The following is a 17,699-nucleotide window of genomic DNA, read 5'->3' on the forward strand; positions in this document are numbered from 1 at the left end:
CTGAAGCCCTTAGGATTTCGGGGGTTTTGAGCTTTCGCGACGGCTACTTGTTGTTCGCCGTCCGGTTGCCTGCCGCGCGGATAGGTGCTGTCTAAGGCAAGCTAACTAGTTGCGCCGTTCAAACCGACGGCCCCCGCGCAACGACACCGTGGAGCGTCATGGGCAACCAGTACTTTCCGTTGGTCATCGCGGTGGTCATGCTCGCCCTCGGGCTGACCCTCACCGTGGATGACTTCAAGCGGGCCGCCACGATGCGGCGACCGCTGGCGGTGGCGCTGATCTGCCAGTCCCTGCTGCTGCCGAGTCTGTGCCTGCTGATCGCCGAAGCCTTCCATCTGGAGCCACATCTGGCGGTCGGCCTGATGCTGATGGCCGCCACGCCCGGCGGGACGATGGCCAACATCGTCAGTCACCTGTTCAACGGGGACCTGGCGCTCAACCTGACCCTGGCCGCGATCAACGCCGCGCTGTCGATCGTGGCCCTTCCGGCCATCCTGGCCGCATCGATGACCTGGTTCCTCGGCGAGGGCCGCTTCATCCCGCTACAGCTGGACAAGTTCGTCACGGTGTTCGCGCTGGTGCTCATCCCCACCGCGATCGGTATTGCGATACGCCACCGCTTCCCCGAGCTGGCGCGTCGATTGAAAACGCCCGTCAAGGTCGTCGCGGTACTGCTGCTGATCGTCGCGATCGGCGGGGCGATCGCCCAAGGTGAGACGACGCTGTTGCACAACTTCGGTGTGGTGAGCGGGGCGGTCGTGTCCTTCTGCGCGGTCAGCCTCACCGTCGGCTATCTGGTGCCGCGGTTGATGCGCCTGGGCCCACCGCAGGCCATTGCGATCAGCCTGGAGATCGGTCTGCACAACACCGTGGTGGCCCTCGGCGTGGCGCTCAGCCCGCAACTGCTCAACAGCGTCGAAATGGCAACGCCGGTAGCGATTTACGGCGCTCTCTCGCCGCTGATGGCCCTGACGTTCATCGGGGCGGTACGCCTGCTGGACCCCGCGTTTCGCGTCAAGGCGCAGCCCGAGACCGTCGCCAGCGAACCCGCGGCTTAAGACCTACTTGCGCTGGGCCGCGGCGAGCCGGTCGGCGAACTCCGGCGACTGGATCGACGACACCTGCGGCCCCAGTTCGGTGCGCATCGCGAATTCGTGGTCGTCGTTGTCCAGCGATCCCGGACGAGCGGTGGCGCGCATGCTGGCCTTGGTCGCCAGCACCACCTGGCGCGGAGCGGACGCGGGCCCGGCGGCAAGCTTCAACGCCGCGGCGACGGGATCGTCGGCGACGCTGAGCGCCAACCCGTGCCGCACGGCGGATTCGGCGTCGAAGCGCATGCCGAACAGCAGGGCCGCACGGGCGACTTGCGGGCCCACCGCCCGCTGCAGCATCCAGGTCGCACCGCCGCCAGGGTGCAACCCCAGCTTCTGGAATCGGGGATCGAACAGGGCGCCTGGCCCGGCGATGCGCACGTCGGCGGCCAGGGCCAGGTTCAGGCCCGCACCGACCGCGGGGCCGTTCACCGCGGCGATGGTCGGCAGCGTGCAACTGCTCAGGGCCATGAAGCCGTCGTAGAGCTGCTGCAGTCCCGATTCCGCGGCTCCGGCGCCCGCGGCGCCCAGGGCACTGAGGTCCGCGCCGGCGCAAAACGCCTTGCCCGCCCCGGTGACCACGATCGCGTGCACCTCCGGATCGGCTTCGGCCCGCTCCACCGCGGCGCGCAGCTGGGCTGAGCTCTCGCCTGTGAGCGCGTTGCGCCGGTCGGGGTCGTTGACGGTGAGCAGTGCGACGCGATTGTCCACGCTGAACAGGACGAAATCGGACTGGGCCATCGGGGCACCTCCGGTCGGCGACGTCATTGGCGAGCTAAGGGTACTTGGGGCCGCCGCTTCAAGAATTCGTAGAGGATCCCGCAAGCGTGGCCGCCGATCCTGAAGACACCAGTGACCGGCACCACGATGAGGGGGTATCCATGAGCACGACCATCAGCACCAAAGCGCAGGCGATCCGCTGGGTGGTCTTCTCGGCGATAGTGCTGGGATTGCTCGCGCTCGGTCTCGGCGTCGCACACGCCAACCCGCCGCTGCACGGCCAGCCGTGTTCCCTGCGGTATGCGACGATGCGCGACGCGGATGGACACATGATGCAGTGCGAGCGGATGACGAACGGCACTCGCGGGCTGGTGTGGCAGTACACCCCGGGGTCGTGATCATGGCTAATCTGGCCGGGTGAGCGGCAAGCAGGTGCCCGGTGGGGTGGTACACAAGCTGCCCGCGGATCTGCGCGAGGCATTGACCGCAAACTCGACCGCATTAGCGGCGTGGCGCGACATCACGCCCCTGGCGCGCAACGAGTTCATCTGCTGGGTCGAGGACGCCAAGCAACAGGCGACCAGGCAGCGCCGCATTCGCCGCACGCAGGAGGAGCTGGAGGAAGGCCAGCGCCGACCCTGCTGCTGGCCGGGCTGCCAGCACCGCGAGCGCACCGGCCGGCCATAATCTTGAAACTGGCTGTCCGCCAACGGCTTTGCCCATTGCCGTCAGAAATTGGCGAAGCAGCTGTCCTGGCTGCCGCCGCCGGCCGGAATGGTGGCGTTGTTGCTCGAGAAGTCCGCCTCGACACCGCTATCGGTCACCTTGACGCTGTCGGCGTGTATGCCCAACGGATAGTTGTTGGCTTTCGACGTGAGCTCGTCCAGGCTCTTCTGCACGCTGTCGGTCGACATCGTGGAGCCCAGCGCGGTCAAGCTGACCACCTGTAGCGACAACCCGTTGTTCACGATCTGCGGCTTGACGGTGGCACTGTCCAGCAGACCTTTCAGCGAGACGGTGCCATCACCGGGGTTGGTGGTCACCTCGCCGGTGACCAGGCTGCCAATCGTCGGGATGGCGTCCTGGATTGACTGCTTGATGCCATCGGTGGACCAGGTGATGGTGCCCTTCAAGGACTCGATCGTGCCCGCGGAGTTGTTGGCCTGGTTCAGCCGGATATTGCGGATGTCGATGCTCACCTTCATGCCCTTGACGCTGCGGACCTGGTTGCCCGCGGTCTGGACGGCGATGTCGGGGTAGTGCTTGGTGAGGTATTGCCAGAGCACCGGCGGTGCCGTGGCGAACGAGACGGCTGCGCTGTCTTGGACCTCGCATTGCACGGCGTTTGCCACCTTGCTGCTCGCCTCGTGCCGGGCATACAACTCGCCGCCGATCAGGGCGGCGGCCACGACGGCGACCACCACGCCGAGGATCACGGCAAGAGACCACTTCCGCCTGCGCAGCAACCCCCGCTTCTTGGCCGGAGCTGGGTCGTCCTCCGGCTGCGGACGGGTGGGCAGCCGGGTGGTGGCCCCTTCCTGCCACACCGGCGAACCGGGCGCAGGCGGCGGGGGCCCGGGCTGATGCGCGCGGACATTCGGCGGGGACCCCGGCTGTTGCGGGGGCCGGGCCGGTGGTTGCGGCGGTCGGCCCGGTGGTTGTGGCGGCCGAGCGGGTGGTTGCGGTGGCCGACCCTGCGGGGGCTGCGGCGGCCGCGAGGCGTGCACGGTGGGTGGATCTTGCGGAACGTCGCGCAGGGGGATGCGGCGAGTTTCTGATTCCGAGGGCGGCCCGGGAACCTGAGGCCGTGGGGGCGCCGGTCGATTGGCGGGCCCGCCCGGCATGGGCGGACGAGCCCGTTCCGGCGGTTCGCCGCCCGAGGGTCCTCGCGGAGTCGTCACCAGCGCGATTGTGCCTCATCGGCGGCGCGAAGGGAAAGGCGCGGTGTCAGAGATGGTTTGCCACGAAAGTCGCGGCCTGACTGGGCATTCCGGACTGCGCGTACGACAGGTGTGCCGGCGAGAACAGTTCGTCGTGGGTCGGTAGCGCCAGCGCCCCGCCCGGCGTGCACACCGGATCGCCGGCAGCGCAAAGGTCAATGGCCTTAGCGCCGTACCACGGGCTGACCTCGCTGACCGGCGCTGCGAGGTACCGGTCCGAGGGATTGCCGAACAAGGCGAGCGCCGCAACGTGGTCGGCCTGGTCGGCCGTCAGGATGTCGGGGATCAAGCCGGCAATCGGTGCTCGGGCGATGGTGGCCTCGTCGATCGCCATGGCGCCCAAGGAATATCCGCCGAGCACCAGCTTGGTGCTGGGACAGGTCGCGACCATCGATTGGACGTGAGCGTGTACATCGCTGCCGCCGGCGGATGCCGACGCAGCGAAATCCTCGCCGGCGGGGTAGTTGACGGCATACACCCCGAGGGACCGCCCGCCGAGCTGTGGCCGCAGTGCATCGACGAGCTGCTGGCCGACCACGCCGACACCGGGTGCCTCGTTGGTGGCGCGCGCGAAGGTCACTTCGATGTCGGGGCAGGTGAGAGCGGATGCGGGGGCGATCACCTGGGATGCGTTCAGCGTGGCCCAGGTCGTCACCATTGCGGCACCCAGCGCGTAAGCGAACCGGCGTGCGTTCACGTTCCCATGCTGACACATCGCCGACGCGCTTCGCCGGCGCGGTGATCGACTCCCTGCGGGCGTTTTAGGTCAACGCGATGGGGTCGAGACCGAAATCGGTTCGTACGGCCTCGACAAAGTCGCTGACGGCCGCGCTCGAGGCCTGGTTCCAGTTATTCGACGGTGCGCCGACCTCGGAGATAAGGGCCGCAAAAAGTGTGAGGATCGCGGCGTACTGGGCTTTTTGCAGAATGTCGTTGGGCATTATCAACTTCATTTCCGCCATAACGCTGTTCAAGTCAACCATGGAAGGCGTCGCGACGAGTGCCGCGCGAAACGTCGGGGCTGCAATTTGCTCAGCGATGGAAGGGGTCGGTTCCGTTGCATGCGAGAGCAGCTCAAGGGCGGGGGACGCTGTTGCCGTGGCCGCGCCGCCGGTTCCCTGCTCGACGAGGTGCTTGACCTCTTGATTGGACGACACCAGCTCATCGAATTCCGCAGATAATCCCTTGAATTTCGACGAACTAACCTCGCCCTGCACGATATCCAAAGTTTTCACGAAGCGAACCGACACATCGCGCATCAATGAGTCGTGCTGCCGCTTGGTCTCCAGGGTTTCGCCTCGGTGAAACGCGGCTTTGGATGACATGAACGTGGTAAAGCCGCCAACGCCGGCACCTAGCAACGTCGCAAGCGAAGTGAGTACAGCCTGGTCCATGTGCATATGTGAATCCTATCCCTTAAGAATCTTAGCTCGACGTCATTGGGTCCAGACCGAAATCGCTTCGTACCGCGTCGATAAAGTCCGCGACGGCCGCACTCGCGGCCTGGCTCCAGTTGCTGGTCGGTGTGTCGGCTTCGGAAACATGGGCCGCGAAAAGTGTGGCGATCGCGGCATATTGAGCTTTGAGCAGAACATCGCGGGGCATTATGAACTTCATTTCCGTCATCAGGCTGTTCAGGTCGGCCATTTGAGGTGCCGCGCCAAGCGCCGCGCTGAACGTGGCGGTTGCGATTTGGTCAAGTGTGGCAGTCGATTCCGCTGCACCCGCGAGGAGTTCGAGCGCCTGATCGGCGGATGGGGCGGCCGCGCCGGCCTGTACCTGTCCGAAGAGGTTTCGGACAGCGTCGTTGGACGACACTAATTCATCAAGTCCCGCCGATAATTTCAACATCGACAACGAACTAATCCCGACCTGTACCATATCCAAGCTTTTCGCGAATCGAAGCGACGCGTCGCGCACTATTGCTTCATGCTGAATTTTGGTTACAACAGTTTCGCCACGATAAAATGTGGGTTTGGTGTTGACGAATGCGGTGAGGCCACCGCCGCCGCCGGCGCCCAATAGCGTCGCACCCGAAGTCAGTGCTACCCGATCTGTGTGCACGAACGGCTGCCAGCCCACCTGGTCCCCGAGGGCCAGGTCCGGCGCAGCCCCCGCGGGCTGGTGCACCTCCGTCACGAACTGCATCGGATCCCCCAGGGGGGCCGCGGGCATCGCCGGCAGCACGCCGCCGCCCGCGCCCCCGGGGACCACGAGCGGACCGGTTATCCCCGGTGCGGCCTGTGGCGGTGCCAACGCCGGTGCAGCCTGCAGCACCGCCTGCGGCTGAGCGGCCGGCACCGATTGCGGCTGAACCCCCGGGACCTGTTCCGCGGGCGCCGCCGTCGTCCCGGACGTGGTCCCCGACGTGGTCCCCGATGACGACGTCGTCCCAGCCGTCGACGAGGACGTCGTCGCCGACGTCGCCGGGGCCGTTGATGATGTTGTCGCCGCCGGGGCCGCCGCGGCCGGCGTCGCCGTCGTTGCCGGTGTGACCGGCGCGACCGGGGTGATGGTGCCAGAGGTGACGGTAACTGTGGCGCCCTGGAGGCCACCGGTCAGCGAACCGCTCGGGCCGAGGGTGACCGTGGAGCCCGGGCCGACGGTGAGGGAGCCGGAGGAGACGGTGATGTTGGTGCCGATGAAGCGGGGAAAAGAAGCGGATTCGAAAGGCCCGAGGATGATCGGCTTGAACTCGGGGTAGGTGAGAACGGCGCCGTCGGCGCCGGCGGTGACAGAACCTTGCGTGGCGGTGAAGGTCGAGCCGGGGCCGATCGTGACGGTGCCCTCGTTGACGACGACCGTCGCGCCCTCGGAGCCGGCGGTGTTGGCGGCGCCGGGCCCGATCGTGGTCGGGCTGGGCTCGTGGCTGCCGTTGCCGCAGTGATTCCACCAGTTCCCGCCCCGGCCGTCGCTTTGGGCTTGCGCGCGAGCCTGGTCGAGCTGACCGTCGGCCTTAGTGGTCTGTGGCGGCTCGTCGAACGGTTGCAGCGTGCTGGCGGATTCGGCGGCTGCGGCGTAGCCGTACATCGCGGCGGCGTCCTGAGCCCACATCGCCATGTACTGGGCTTCGCAGGCCGCGATCGCCGGGGTGTTCTGCCCGAAAAAATTGGTCGCGATCAACGCCATCAGCAACGTACGGTTGGCCGCGATCACCGGCGGAGGCACCGTCATCGCGTACGCGGCTTCATAGGAAGCCACCGCCGCATACGCCTGCGCCGAGGTTTGCGCGGCCTGGGCGGCTGTGGCGTGCAGCCAAGCCAGGTAAGGGGCGGCCGCCGCGGCCATCCGCATCGACGACGGGCCAAACCAGGTCAGGGTCAGACCCGAGACCGCCGAAGACCAGCCGCCGGCGGTGGACTCCAATTGTCCGGCCACCACGTCCCAGCTCGCGGCGGCAGCGAGCAGCGGCCCCGACCCGGGGCCGGTGTACATCAGGCCGGAGTTGATCTCCGGCGGCAAAAGAGCAAAATCCGGCATGTCATTCGCTTTGAGGGGTAAAGCGCGCTGATTTGTCAGCAGGAGCGTACTCGGGAATCTCGCGATTTAGAGCGGCTCAGAGAAACCGCGAGTAACAGAATTGTTAACGCTTAAGTTCGGTCGCGAACCGCGCTGCGGGCACGTGAAAACGACGCGGTTGCTGGCTCTTTCGGGGCCATGCGCTCTAGCGGTCCTGGTGACTTCAGGCCCGCCGCACCCGCGAGTGCGGGCCAGGCATCGCCCACCTGCAGATTGCGGGCCGCAACTCAGATTTTTTGCCCGAATGCACGGCTATCAGCGATCGCTGCGGGCGCCCGAAAATTAGCCGGCAGCAAACCATCGATGGTCAGGCGGCCAGGCTATCCGCGACTCTGCGAAACAGCTTGGCAATGGCCGGTCCGTCCGGCAGCGGCGCCTGACTCTCCAGGTGGGTCGCAGCACCCCTCAGCTGGTCAGCGGTTTCGAACACCTCGAGAAGTCTGCTGCGTACTGCACCCCGGTGCGGCGGGAGGCTCAGGGCTTGCGCTATTTCCTGAGGGGATCCGATGAGGTGAATCCGTTTGGAACCGACTTCATGCAGTACGTAGATGTCGCCGAGGAGCTGGAACTCGTAGGCGAAAGCGTCAAAAGTCACGACCAAGTCCTTGTCGACTTCGTGACCGCGTGACCGGCAGACGCTGGTGGTGCGGTCGCGGAATAGGTGCACGCCCCCCGAACCGGCGCCTAGGAGTGATTCGTCGCCGCCTGCCCGTCGGACGGGTGCGGACTGGCTCCAAATGTCGATCCTGAGCGCCCCCGGCACGACTCGAACGTGCGACCTAGGGATTAGAAGGCCCTTGCTCTATCCACCTGAGCTACGGAGGCAATGCGCAGGTCAGTCTATCCAACAAACGACACCACCCCGACTCGCCGACGCGACACGCGCGAAAAGCCTTGCACCGCTAACGAAATCAGTTACTGTATAGAACCTCGACACACGTACAACACCAGCTGGTAAACAGCTGTTAACCGCAACGAGGCGTGTGCACAAGGGTCGAGGAGACCAGTTCAATGGGCGTGGCCTTGAGTATGACTGCGCGGTACGCGAGGGCGGGTTCCCAAGCGTTTCGCCTGGTAGCAGATGCCAGGGGTGCCTCACGGGCCGCTGGTCTGCTGCTGCGCGGATCGCCGTTCGCCCTGGGCTGGTTCGCCGGCTGGTTGTCGACGGAATTTCCCCCGCACGTGGTGACCGGGCATGCGTTGTCGCGGATCTCGGCTCCCTCCATCGGACGGGTGGGCGCCTCCTGGGCCGGCCAGCGGGCCGAGCAAACGCTCACCGCCAGCCTCGCCGCGTCGTTCGGGCCGGATTACGCGGACCTGGTGAGCCACCCGGCCTTCGAAGTCTCCGAGTGCGCGCCGCGCGGCGGGCTGTTGCACCGGCCGGGGCCGCACGCGCGCTATGCCGCTCAGACATCGGACATTTCGTATGGCCCGGGCGGCCGGGACAACCTGCTGGACATCTGGCGCCGTCACGACCTGGCGCCGGGCCGTCGCGCGCCGGTGCTGATCCAGGTTCCCGGCGGGGCATGGGCCGTCAACGGCAAACGCGGCCAGGCCTACACGCTGATGAGCCGGATGGTCGAACTCGGCTGGATTTGCGTGTCGATCGACTACAGCAAGAGCCCGCGTTCGACGTTTCCGGCGCACCTGATCGACGTGAAGCGGGCGATCGCGTGGGTCCGCGAGAACATCGCTGACTACGGCGGCGACCCCAGCTTCATCGCGATCACCGGCGGCTCAGCCGGTGGCCATCTGGCCTCGTTGGCCGCGCTGACGCCCAACGACCCACGGTTCCAGCCCGGGTTCGAACATGCCGACACCACGGTCCAGGCGGCTGTGCCGTACTACGGCGTCTACGACTTCACCAACGCCGAGGTCATGCACGAACTGATGCTGCCGTTCCTCGAGCAGTTCGTCATGCGCGCCCGATACTCCGAAACGCCTGAGCGCTTCGCCGCGGCGTCGCCGATCAACTATGTGCACGACGAAGCACCCCCGTTCTTCGTGCTGCACGGCGAGCGGGACGAACTGGTTCCTTGCACGCAGGCGCGCACGTTCTGCGCCGCGATGCGCGACGCCGGAGCCCCACTCGTGGCGTACGCCGAGCTCGCCAACGCCCACCACGCATTCGACATCTTGTCCACGGCCCGCTCGCGGCTGGCCGCCAAGGCCGTCGCGGACTTCTTGGGCATCATCTACGGGCGCCGGGCCACCGCACTACTCGATTCGTGGCCGCTGTTGGCGCCGTCGGCCAGTTGAGTCGCGCAGATCAACTGCCTGCCACAACGTCTCATCCGTCGGTTCGCCGCGCGTGCCGCAGCTACTGAATCGTGCCTTTCACCAGCGGGTCAACGCGACTAGCGTTGGTGGAGCTATCCGGTTTGCGGAGCTGAGGCAGGAGGCTTGACGGCGGTGACAAGGTTGGCGCGTCGATGCGGCGATCATGACTGAGCCCGAGGGGGGCCTCGGATTGTCCGACGAACTCGGGCCGGTTGACTACCTGCTGCATCGAGGCGAAGCGAACCCGCGAACCCGCTCGGGCATCATGGCGCTCGAACTGCTCGACACCACGCCGGACTGGGAGCGCTTCCGCACCCGATTTGAGAATGCGTCGCGAAAGGTGTTGCGGCTGCGGCAGAAAGTCGTAGTGCCGACGCTGCCGACGGCCAATCCGCGCTGGGTGGTGGACCCCGACTTCAACCTGGACTTCCACGTCCGGCGGGTGCGCGTGTCCGAACCCGGCACGCTGCGCGAGGTATTCGATCTCGCCGAGCTGATCCTGCAATCGCCGCTGGACATCTCGCGGCCACTGTGGACCGCGACCCTGGTCGAGGGTCTGCCCGACGGCAAGGCCGCAACGTTGCTGCATGTCAGCCACGCCGTCACCGACGGAGTCGGCGGTGTCGAGATGTTCGCCGAGATCTATGACCTCGAGCGCGACCCACCGGCCCGGCCGACGCCGCCGCTGCCGGTCCCCCAGGATCTGTCGCCCAACGATCTGATGCGAGAGGGCTTCACCCATTTGCCGTTCGCTCTGGTCGGTGGTGTCGTGGGCGCGGTCTCCGGAGCGGTGTCGGCGGCCGGGCGCGTGCTGATGGAACCGGTATCGACGGTGTCGGGGATCGTGAACTACGCCATCTCCGGCATCCGGGTGGTCAACCGGGCCGCCGAGCCCTCGCCGCTGTTGCGCCGGCGCAGCCTGGCCACCCGTTCCGAGGCAATCGACATCCCGCTCGCCGATCTGCACAAGGCCGCGAAAGCCGGCGGGGGATCGATCAACGACGCCTACCTAGCCGGGCTGTGCGGCGCCTTGCAGCGCTACCACCAAGCACTCGGCGTCCCGATCGGCTCGCTGCCGATGGCGGTCCCGGTCAGCCTGCGGGCCGACGCTGACACCGCGGGTGGCAATCGGTTCACCGGCGTCAATCTGTCGGCGCCGGTGGGTGCCGGAGACCCGGTCTCCCGGATGCGCAAGATCCGCGCCCAGATGACGCAGCGGCGAGACGAACCCGCGATGAACATCATCGGCTCGATGGCGCCGGTGCTCAGCGTGCTCCCCACTTCGGTGCTGGAGGGGATCACCGGCTCGGTGGTCGGCGCCGACGTGCAAGCCAGCAACGTCCCCGTTTATCCGGGCGACACCTACATCGCCGGTGCAAAGGTGTTGCGGCAGTACGGTATCGGCCCACTTCCCGGCGTGGCGATGATGGTGGTGCTAATTTCGCGTGGCGGGTGGTGCACCATCACGGTGCGCTACGACAGAGCATCGGTACGAAAGGAAGCCTTGTTCGCTCAATGCCTGTTGGAGGGCTTCAACGAGATTCTCGCGCTGGCCGGTGACCCGGCGCCGCACGCGGTGCCGGCGTCGTTTTCTGCGCAACCGGATGCGACGGCACAATCGGTGTCGGGCTCATGAGCGCCGCCAAAGACCGCGGAATACCAACGCCCCCAAAGGATTTGCGGCTGCCCGGCTCGGTCGCTGAAATCCGTGCCAGCGCCCCCGGCCCCAAAGTCGGGGCATTCTTCGACATGGACGGAACGCTGGTCGCCGGGTTTACCGCGGTCATCCTCACGCAGGAACGCTTGCGCCGGCGAGACATGGGCGTCGGCGAGCTGCTCAGCATGGTTCAGGCCGGCCTGAACCACCGGCTCGGGCGTCTCGAGTTCGAAGATCTGATCAGCAAGGCATCCGAGGCGTTGCGCGGCCGGATGCTGACCGATCTGGACGAGATCGGTGAGCGGCTCTTCGCTCAACGGATCGAGTCGCGCATCTACCCGGAGATGCGCGAGCTGGTGCGCGCCCACGTTGCTCGCGGCCACACCGTGGTGCTCAGCTCGTCGGCGCTGACCATCCAGGTCAATCCGGTAGCCCGCTTCCTCGGCATCGCCAACACACTCACCAACAAGTTCGCGGTCAACGACGACGGGATGCTGACCGGCGAGGTCGTCGAGCCGATTTTGTGGGGGCCGGGCAAAGCCGATGCGGTGCAACGGTTTGCGGCCGAGCATGACATCGACCTGAAGGACAGCTATTTCTACGCCGATGGCGATGAGGATGTCGCGTTGATGTACCTGGTCGGCAACCCACGGCCCACCAACCCCGAGGGCAAAATGGCCGCCGTCGCCAAGCGTCGGGGCTGGCCGGTGCTGGAATTCAACAGCCGGGGCAGTGTGGGCATCCGGCCGCAAGTGCGCACGCTGGCGGGCATCAGCTCGATGTTCCCGGTCGCGGCCGGCGCACTGGGTGTCGGGCTGGCGACGCTGAGCCGGCGGCGCGGGGTGAACTTCTTCACCTCGATGTTCCCCCAGACGTTGTTGGGTGCCAGCGGTGTCAGTCTGAACGTCATCGGCAGAGAGAATCTGACCGCGCAGCGCCCCGCGGTGTTTATCTTCAACCACCGCAACCAGGTTGACCCCGTCATCGCCGGTGCGCTGGTGCGTGACAATTGGGTGGCCGTCGCCAAGAAGGAGCTGCAGAAGGACCCGCTGGTGGGCACCCTTGGCAAGCTCACCGATGGTGTGTTCATCGACCGCGATGACCCCATCGCCGCGATGGAGACCATGGCCGAGGTGGAGGAGCGCGCCAAGAAGGGCCTGTCGATCCTGATCGCTCCGGAAGGTACACGAATCGACACGACCGAGGTCGGGCCGTTCAAGAAGGGGCCGTTCCGCATCGCGATGGCAGCGGGAATTCCGATCGTGCCCATCGTGATTCGCAACGCCGAGATCGTCGCCGCGCGCAACTCCACCACGATCAACCCGGGCACGGTTGATGTCGCGGTGTTCCCGCCGATCTCGGTGGCGGACTGGACAGTTGAGACGCTGCCTGAGCACATCGCCGAGGTACGTCAGCTTTACCTGGACACCTTGGCCAACTGGCCTGAAGACGAACTCCCAGACGCCGACGTGTACGCCGAGAAGAAAGCGGCCAAAAAGGCACCGGCCAAGCCGGCTGCCAAGGCCACCGCGACGAAGGTGACCAAGGCCCCGGCGAAGAAGGCGCCTGCGAAGAAGGCCGCACCCCGAAAGTCGGCGGCCAAGACGGCAAAGCCTGCAGCTAATTCGCAACCGGCACAGCCGAATCCGAATGAATCGGAGGTCGCTCTCAAAGACGGTGAGGCGACGCAGTCCGGTGCGGATCAGCCCGGCGGCGCCGAATCTACGTCCCGGCCCATAGGGCGCACGTGACACAACCGGCCGCAGACACCAGCGCAGTCCTGACCGCGCAAGATTCGCTGGTGTTGGCGTCCATGGAGTCCGGCATCGAGACGCAGCTGGTGATGGAATGGCTGGGTCAGCAGCGAGCCCGGAATCCGGATGTGACGTTCGACGTGCTCAAGTTGCCGCCCGGTGGCGCGCCACCGACAGCGTTGAATCTGCTTGTCGACCAGCTGGAGTCCGGCGAAGACCGCTCGATCGTGCCGGTACGGGTGTTTTGGCTCCCGGCTCCCGATCGCGGCAGGGCCGCGAAGCTGGCTGGGCTGCTTCCCGGCTGGGATCCGTACCACCCCAACCAACGCCGTCAGCGCCAGATCCTGCACAAGGATCGCCACCGTGCCCGGGTGGTGGCCGGCGAAGCGGCCAAGATGTCCGAGCTCCGCGAGCAGTGGCGCGATACCACTGTCGGCGGGGATGAACGGGACTTCGCCCAATTCGTCACGCGCCGAGCCCTTTTGGCACTGGAGCGGGCCGAGTACCGAATCCTCGGGCCGCAGTACAAGTCTCCGCGGCTGATGAAGCCGGAGATCTTGGCGTCCACGCGGTTTCGCGCGGGACTGAAGAAGATTCCGGGCGCCACGGTCGAGGAAGCGGGCAAGATGCTCGACGAGTTGGCCACCGGATGGAGTCGGGTGTCGGTCGACCTGGTTTCCGTTCTGGCCAGGGCGATTTGCCGCGGATTCGAACCCGAGATCGACTACGACGCGTTTCAGGTCGCCGCGATGCGTACCGGGCTGGAACTACATCCGGCAGTGCTGCTGTTTTCGCACCGGTCTTACATCGACGGTGCGGTGGTGCCGGTCGCGATGCAGGAGAACCGATTACCGCCGGTGCACGTGTTCGCCGGCATCAACCTGTCGTTCGGATTGATGGGTCCGCTGCTGCGCCGCTCCGGCGTGATCTTCATCCGCCGCGACATCGCTGATAACCCGCTCTACAAATACGTGCTGCGCGAATACGTCGGCTACATCGTCGAGAAGCGCTTCAACCTGAGCTGGTCCATCGAGGGCACTCGTTCGCGCACCGGCAAGATGCTGCCCCCCAAGCTCGGCCTGATGTCCTATGTGGCCAACGCGTATCTGGATGGTCGCAGCGAAGACATTCTGCTGCAACCGGTTTCGATCGGCTTCGACCAGCTGCACGAGACCGCCGAATACGCAGCCTACGCGCGCGGTGGCGAGAAGACACCCGAAGGTGTGCTGTGGCTGTACAACTTCATCAAGGCCCAGGGCGAACGCAACTACGGCAAAATTTACGTCCGCTTCCCCGAGGCGGTCTCGATGCGCCAGTACCTCGGGCCACCGCACGGCCCGCTGGGCCACGACGACGATGCCAAACGTCTTGCGCTGCAGAAGATGTCGTTCGAAGTCGCGTGGCGGATCCTGCGCGCGACCCCGGTGACGGCGACGGGTTTGGTGTGCGCATTGCTGCTCACCACCCGCGGCGCGGCGCTTACGCTCGACCAACTCCACCACACCTTGCAGGACTCGTTGGATTACCTGGACCGCAAGAACACCCCGGTGTCGAACAGTGCGTTGCGGCTGCGCACCCGCGACGGCGTGCGCGCGGCGGTCGACGCATTGTCCAACGGGCACCCGATCACTCGCGTCGACAGCGGCCGCGAACCGGTGTGGCTGATCACCCCCGACAAGGAGCACGCCGCGGCGTTCTACCGGAACTCGGTCATCCACGCCTTCCTGGAGACCTCGATCGTCGAACTCGCCCTGGCGCACGCCCGGCACACCGAAGGCGACCGCATGCAAGCCTTCTGGGCGCAGGCGATGCGGCTGCGTGATCTGCTCAAGTTCGACTTCTACTTCGCCGATTCGACGGCCTTCCGCGACAACATCGCCGAAGAGATGGCATGGCATGACGATTGGGAGGCGCACGTCGCGGCGGGCGGCGCCGCGATCGATGCGCTGCTGTTCGCCAAGCGGCCGTTGATGTCCGACGCGATGCTGCGGGTGTTCTTCGAGGCTTATGAGATCGTCGCCGACGTCTTGCGCGATGCGCCCGCCGACGTCGGCCAAAAAGAACTCACCGAGTCCGCACTCGGGGTCGGTCGGCAGTACGTCGCGCAGACGCGGGTGCGCAGCAGTGAGTCGGTGTCCACTCTGCTGTTTGCCACCGCGCGTCAGGTCGTCGCCGATCAGGATCTGATCGCGCCCGCCCCGGATCTCAGCGAACGCCGGGTCGCCTTCCGGCGGGAATTGCGGGCGATCCTGCGAGATTTCGGCTACGTCGAGCACATCGCCCGCAACCAATTCGTGGCCCGCGAATTCCAGGCACGCGAGGAGCGCACCGCTCGCCCGGCCGGGTAGCGCGGGCTTTGCCGATGCCCGCCCATACCCTGGATGTATGACGATTGGCCAGTCCGCAGCCAAGGCCAGGGAGCTGGTGTGGCCGCTGCTCAGCGGCGTCGCGGTGCTGGCCGGCTGTACGGCCGCCGGTATCGGAACGTTGTCGCTGGCCGACGCGCTGACCGCCACGGGATTACCCAATCCGGGCCCGGCGACCACCCTGGGCCTGCCGTTCGTCCGGGCGGCGGGCGAGATCGCCGCGGTGTTGGCCGTGGGGTCGTTCCTGTTCGCGGCGTTTCTGGTGCCGCCGCAGAAGTCCGGCGTGCTCGACGCCGGAGGCTACCGGGCGCTGCGGCTCGGGACTGTCGCGTCGGGCGTGTGGGCGGTGTGTGCCGCACTGCTGATCCCGCTCACCATTTCCGACGTATCCGGTCACCGGCTGGCCGAGATGCTCGATCCGGTACGGCTCTGGTCGCTGGCCAGCCTGGTCAACACCGCCTCCTCGTGGCGGTGGACGGCGTTCCTGGCCGCCGGCGTCACACTGGCTAGCTTGGCGGTGCTGCGCTGGTCGTGGACGCCGCTGCTGCTCGCCGGTTCGCTGCTCACGTTGATCCCGCTGGGGCTGACCGGCCATTCCTCGGCCGGCGGCTCACATGACCTGGCCACCAACAGCCTTCTAATCCACCTCGTCGGCGCCAGCCTGTGGGCCGGTGGACTGTTGGCTCTGCTGGCGCACGCGCTGCGCGGCGGCGATCACCTCGCCCTTGCGGCCCGGCGGTTCTCGACGATCGCGTTGTGGTGCTGGGTCGCGATGGCGCTCAGCGGCGTGATGAACGCCCTGGTGCGAGTGTTGCCGTCGGACCTGCTGACCACCACCTACGGGCGGCTGGTGCTGGCCAAGTTCGTCGCGCTGTGTGCGCTAGGCGTGCTGGGCTGGCGTCAGCGTCGCGTCGGAGTCGTTGCGTTGCAACGTGATCCCACTTCGCGCAGCGCCCTGATCCGGCTCGCGCTCGTCGAGGCGGTCCTGTTCGGCGTGACTTTCGGCATCGCCGTCGGGCTCGGCCGCACCCCGCCGCCGCCACCGCCGATCCGGCTGCCGTCCATCCCCGAGGCCGAAATCGGTTACGACTTCGACGGCCCGCCGACGGTGGCGCGCATCCTGCTGGACTGGCGCTTCGATCTGGTCTTCGGCACGGCGGCAATCATTTTGGCCGCGCTGTATGTCGCCGGGGTGCTGCGGCTGCGCCGGCGTGGCGACCATTGGCCCGCCGGCCGGGTCGTGGCCTGGCTGCTGGGTTGTCTGACCCTGCTGTTTGTGACGTCGTCCGGGGTCGGCCGCTACATGCCGGCGATGTTCAGCATGCACATGGTCGCGCACATGGGGCTGTCGATGCTCACGCCGATCTTGCTGGTGTTGGGCGCACCGGTCCGTTTGGCCTTGCGGGCACTGCCCGCCGCCGGTCGCAACGACCCGCCGGGAATGCGCGAATGGCTGCTGGCCGCCCTGCACAGCAGGGTCTCGCGCATCCTGACCAATCCGATCGTGGCCACCGTGTTGTTCGTCGCGGGCTTCTACGGCCTTTACTTCACGTCCATCTTCGACGACGCGGTGGCCAGTCACGCCGGGCATTTGGCGATGAACGTGCACTTCTTAGTCAGCGGCTACCTCTTCTATTGGGTGGTCATCGGTGTCGACCCGACGCCGCGGCCGATCCCGCATTTGGCCAAGGTCGGGGTGGTGTTCGCGTCGCTGCCCATGCACGCATTCTTCGGTGTGGAATTGATGGGCACGCCAACTGTGCTGGGCGAGGCCTACTACCGATCCCTGGGCTTGAGTTGGCATACCGACCTGCTAGGCGATCAGCGCTTGGGCGGCGGAATCGCTTGGGCGGCAGGCGAAGTGCCGCTTGTGATCGTGATGCTTGCGTTGCTGATGCAGTGGGCCCGCAGCGATGCGCGCACCGCGCGGCGTCTGGATCGGGCGGCTGACCGCGACGACGACGCCGATCTGACGGCCTACAACGCCATGCTGGCCGAACTCGCGAGGGGGCCGAAGCCGGCGTCTCGCGGATCTGTCGGAGAAGGTCAACACCCGAGTTAACTCAGGGGAGTGCGCACGTCGGCGGGTCAGCGGCTGGTGCGGTATGGTTGGTCGCCGCGATACGGTAGTTGCGCGTATTGCGGGCGAAAGGCGTTTTTCCCCAACATGTTTGAGTTTCAGCACCGGGCCGGGCTGGCTGGTCTAGTTTGTGGGTGGTGGTTGGGGTTGGAAGGGTTGGTACCACCACCAGTGGGCGCGTTCGCCGGTGGGTCCGGTGAACTGCCCCAGGTTTTGTTCCTAGTCGGTTGCGAGGGCCGGGGTTGGCTGGCTCGCGGGGTGTGAGGTGCCGGTGAGGGCGGCCTCGTACTCG

Annotated in this window: 13 protein-coding genes, 1 tRNA gene and 1 pseudogene; 8 read left to right on the plus strand and 7 right to left on the minus strand. The window is 66.4% G+C overall.

The window, feature by feature from the left end; translation table 11 throughout:
* The first annotated feature begins 158 nt into the window (after window positions 1-158).
* Window positions 159-1,058, plus strand: a complete 900-nt coding sequence (locus tag AAHS21_RS23400) for a bile acid:sodium symporter (protein ID WP_342929932.1) — start codon at window positions 159-161, stop codon at window positions 1,056-1,058.
* A gap of 3 nt (window positions 1,059-1,061) precedes the next feature.
* Here the strand turns inward: AAHS21_RS23400 and AAHS21_RS23405 are convergent, their stop codons facing one another.
* Complete coding sequence (locus tag AAHS21_RS23405) at window positions 1,062-1,832, minus strand: enoyl-CoA hydratase (RefSeq protein ID WP_342929933.1); 771 nt, start codon at window positions 1,830-1,832, stop codon at window positions 1,062-1,064.
* Window positions 1,833-1,972: 140 nt separating this feature from the next.
* Here AAHS21_RS23405 and AAHS21_RS23410 point away from each other — a divergent pair, with 140 nt between their 5' ends.
* Both AAHS21_RS23410 and AAHS21_RS23415 read left to right on the plus strand, forming a co-directional pair.
* Window positions 1,973-2,209 (plus strand): hypothetical protein, encoded by a 237-nt coding sequence (locus AAHS21_RS23410; RefSeq protein ID WP_342929934.1) that lies wholly within the window; start codon window positions 1,973-1,975, stop codon window positions 2,207-2,209.
* Window positions 2,210-2,228: 19 nt separating this feature from the next.
* The gene (locus tag AAHS21_RS23415) at window positions 2,229-2,498 is read left to right on the plus strand and encodes a YdeI/OmpD-associated family protein (RefSeq protein WP_342929935.1); all 270 of its coding nucleotides are present in this window, start codon (window positions 2,229-2,231) and stop codon (window positions 2,496-2,498) included.
* Between the two features lie 41 nt (window positions 2,499-2,539).
* Here the strand turns inward: AAHS21_RS23415 and AAHS21_RS23420 are convergent, their stop codons facing one another.
* The 6 genes and pseudogenes from AAHS21_RS23420 to AAHS21_RS23445 form a co-directional block, all read right to left on the minus strand.
* Window positions 2,540-3,358 (minus strand): DUF2993 domain-containing protein, encoded by an 819-nt coding sequence (locus AAHS21_RS23420; protein WP_342929936.1) that lies wholly within the window; start codon window positions 3,356-3,358, stop codon window positions 2,540-2,542.
* Between the two features lie 400 nt (window positions 3,359-3,758).
* Window positions 3,759-4,448 carry a cutinase family protein gene (locus AAHS21_RS23425; RefSeq protein ID WP_342929937.1) on the minus strand — a complete coding sequence of 230 codons (690 nt, stop codon included), beginning with the start codon at window positions 4,446-4,448 and terminating at the stop codon, window positions 3,759-3,761.
* Between the two features lie 64 nt (window positions 4,449-4,512).
* Window positions 4,513-5,151, minus strand: a complete 639-nt coding sequence (locus AAHS21_RS23430) for a hypothetical protein (RefSeq protein ID WP_096289387.1) — start codon at window positions 5,149-5,151, stop codon at window positions 4,513-4,515.
* Window positions 5,152-6,664: 1,513 nt separating this feature from the next.
* A pseudogene (locus tag AAHS21_RS23435) lies at window positions 6,665-7,231 on the minus strand (PPE family protein); the annotation flags it as partial.
* A 346-nt stretch (window positions 7,232-7,577) separates the two neighbouring features.
* Entirely contained in the window at window positions 7,578-7,865 is a 288-nt protein-coding gene (locus AAHS21_RS23440) for a hypothetical protein (protein WP_342929938.1), read from the minus strand.
* 156 nt (window positions 7,866-8,021) lie between these two features.
* Window positions 8,022-8,095 (minus strand) — tRNA-Arg (locus AAHS21_RS23445).
* Between the two features lie 186 nt (window positions 8,096-8,281).
* Between AAHS21_RS23445 and AAHS21_RS23450 the strand changes: the two genes are divergently transcribed.
* The 5 genes from AAHS21_RS23450 (at window position 8,282) to AAHS21_RS23470 (ending at window position 17,389) form a co-directional block, all read left to right on the plus strand.
* A complete protein-coding gene (locus AAHS21_RS23450) occupies window positions 8,282-9,529 on the plus strand; it encodes an alpha/beta hydrolase (protein WP_342929939.1) in 1,248 nt (415 codons plus the stop codon).
* A 184-nt stretch (window positions 9,530-9,713) separates the two neighbouring features.
* Entirely contained in the window at window positions 9,714-11,186 is a 1,473-nt protein-coding gene (locus AAHS21_RS23455; protein WP_342929940.1) for a wax ester/triacylglycerol synthase family O-acyltransferase, read from the plus strand.
* Window positions 11,183-12,958, plus strand: coding sequence for an HAD-IB family hydrolase/lysophospholipid acyltransferase family protein (locus AAHS21_RS23460; protein ID WP_342929941.1), 1,776 nt, complete (start codon window positions 11,183-11,185; stop codon window positions 12,956-12,958). Before AAHS21_RS23455 ends, AAHS21_RS23460 begins: the two co-directional genes overlap by 4 nt.
* Entirely contained in the window at window positions 12,955-15,309 is a 2,355-nt protein-coding gene (locus AAHS21_RS23465) for a glycerol-3-phosphate 1-O-acyltransferase (protein ID WP_342929942.1), read from the plus strand. Before AAHS21_RS23460 ends, AAHS21_RS23465 begins: the two co-directional genes overlap by 4 nt.
* Window positions 15,310-15,346: 37 nt before the next feature.
* Window positions 15,347-17,389, plus strand: coding sequence for a cytochrome c oxidase assembly protein (locus AAHS21_RS23470; RefSeq protein WP_342929943.1), 2,043 nt, complete (start codon window positions 15,347-15,349; stop codon window positions 17,387-17,389).
* Window positions 17,390-17,699: the final 310 nt, after the last annotated feature.

Source organism: Mycobacterium sp. 050272 (assembly GCF_039023525.1).
Taxonomy (GTDB): Bacteria; Actinomycetota; Actinomycetes; order Mycobacteriales; family Mycobacteriaceae; genus Mycobacterium.

Coding starts and splice junctions, on each gene's coding strand:
- AAHS21_RS23400 (WP_342929932.1), top strand. CDS start 159: ATGGGCAACCAGTACTTTCCGTTGGTCATCGCGGTGGTCATGCTCGCC.
- AAHS21_RS23405 (WP_342929933.1), bottom strand. CDS start 1,832: ATGGCCCAGTCCGATTTCGTCCTGTTCAGCGTGGACAATCGCGTCGCA.
- AAHS21_RS23410 (WP_342929934.1), top strand. CDS start 1,973: ATGAGCACGACCATCAGCACCAAAGCGCAGGCGATCCGCTGGGTGGTC.
- AAHS21_RS23430 (WP_096289387.1), bottom strand. CDS start 5,151: ATGCACATGGACCAGGCTGTACTCACTTCGCTTGCGACGTTGCTAGGT.
- AAHS21_RS23450 (WP_342929939.1), top strand. CDS start 8,282: ATGGGCGTGGCCTTGAGTATGACTGCGCGGTACGCGAGGGCGGGTTCC.
- AAHS21_RS23455 (WP_342929940.1), top strand. CDS start 9,714: ATGACTGAGCCCGAGGGGGGCCTCGGATTGTCCGACGAACTCGGGCCG.
- AAHS21_RS23460 (WP_342929941.1), top strand. CDS start 11,183: ATGAGCGCCGCCAAAGACCGCGGAATACCAACGCCCCCAAAGGATTTG.
- AAHS21_RS23470 (WP_342929943.1), top strand. CDS start 15,347: ATGACGATTGGCCAGTCCGCAGCCAAGGCCAGGGAGCTGGTGTGGCCG.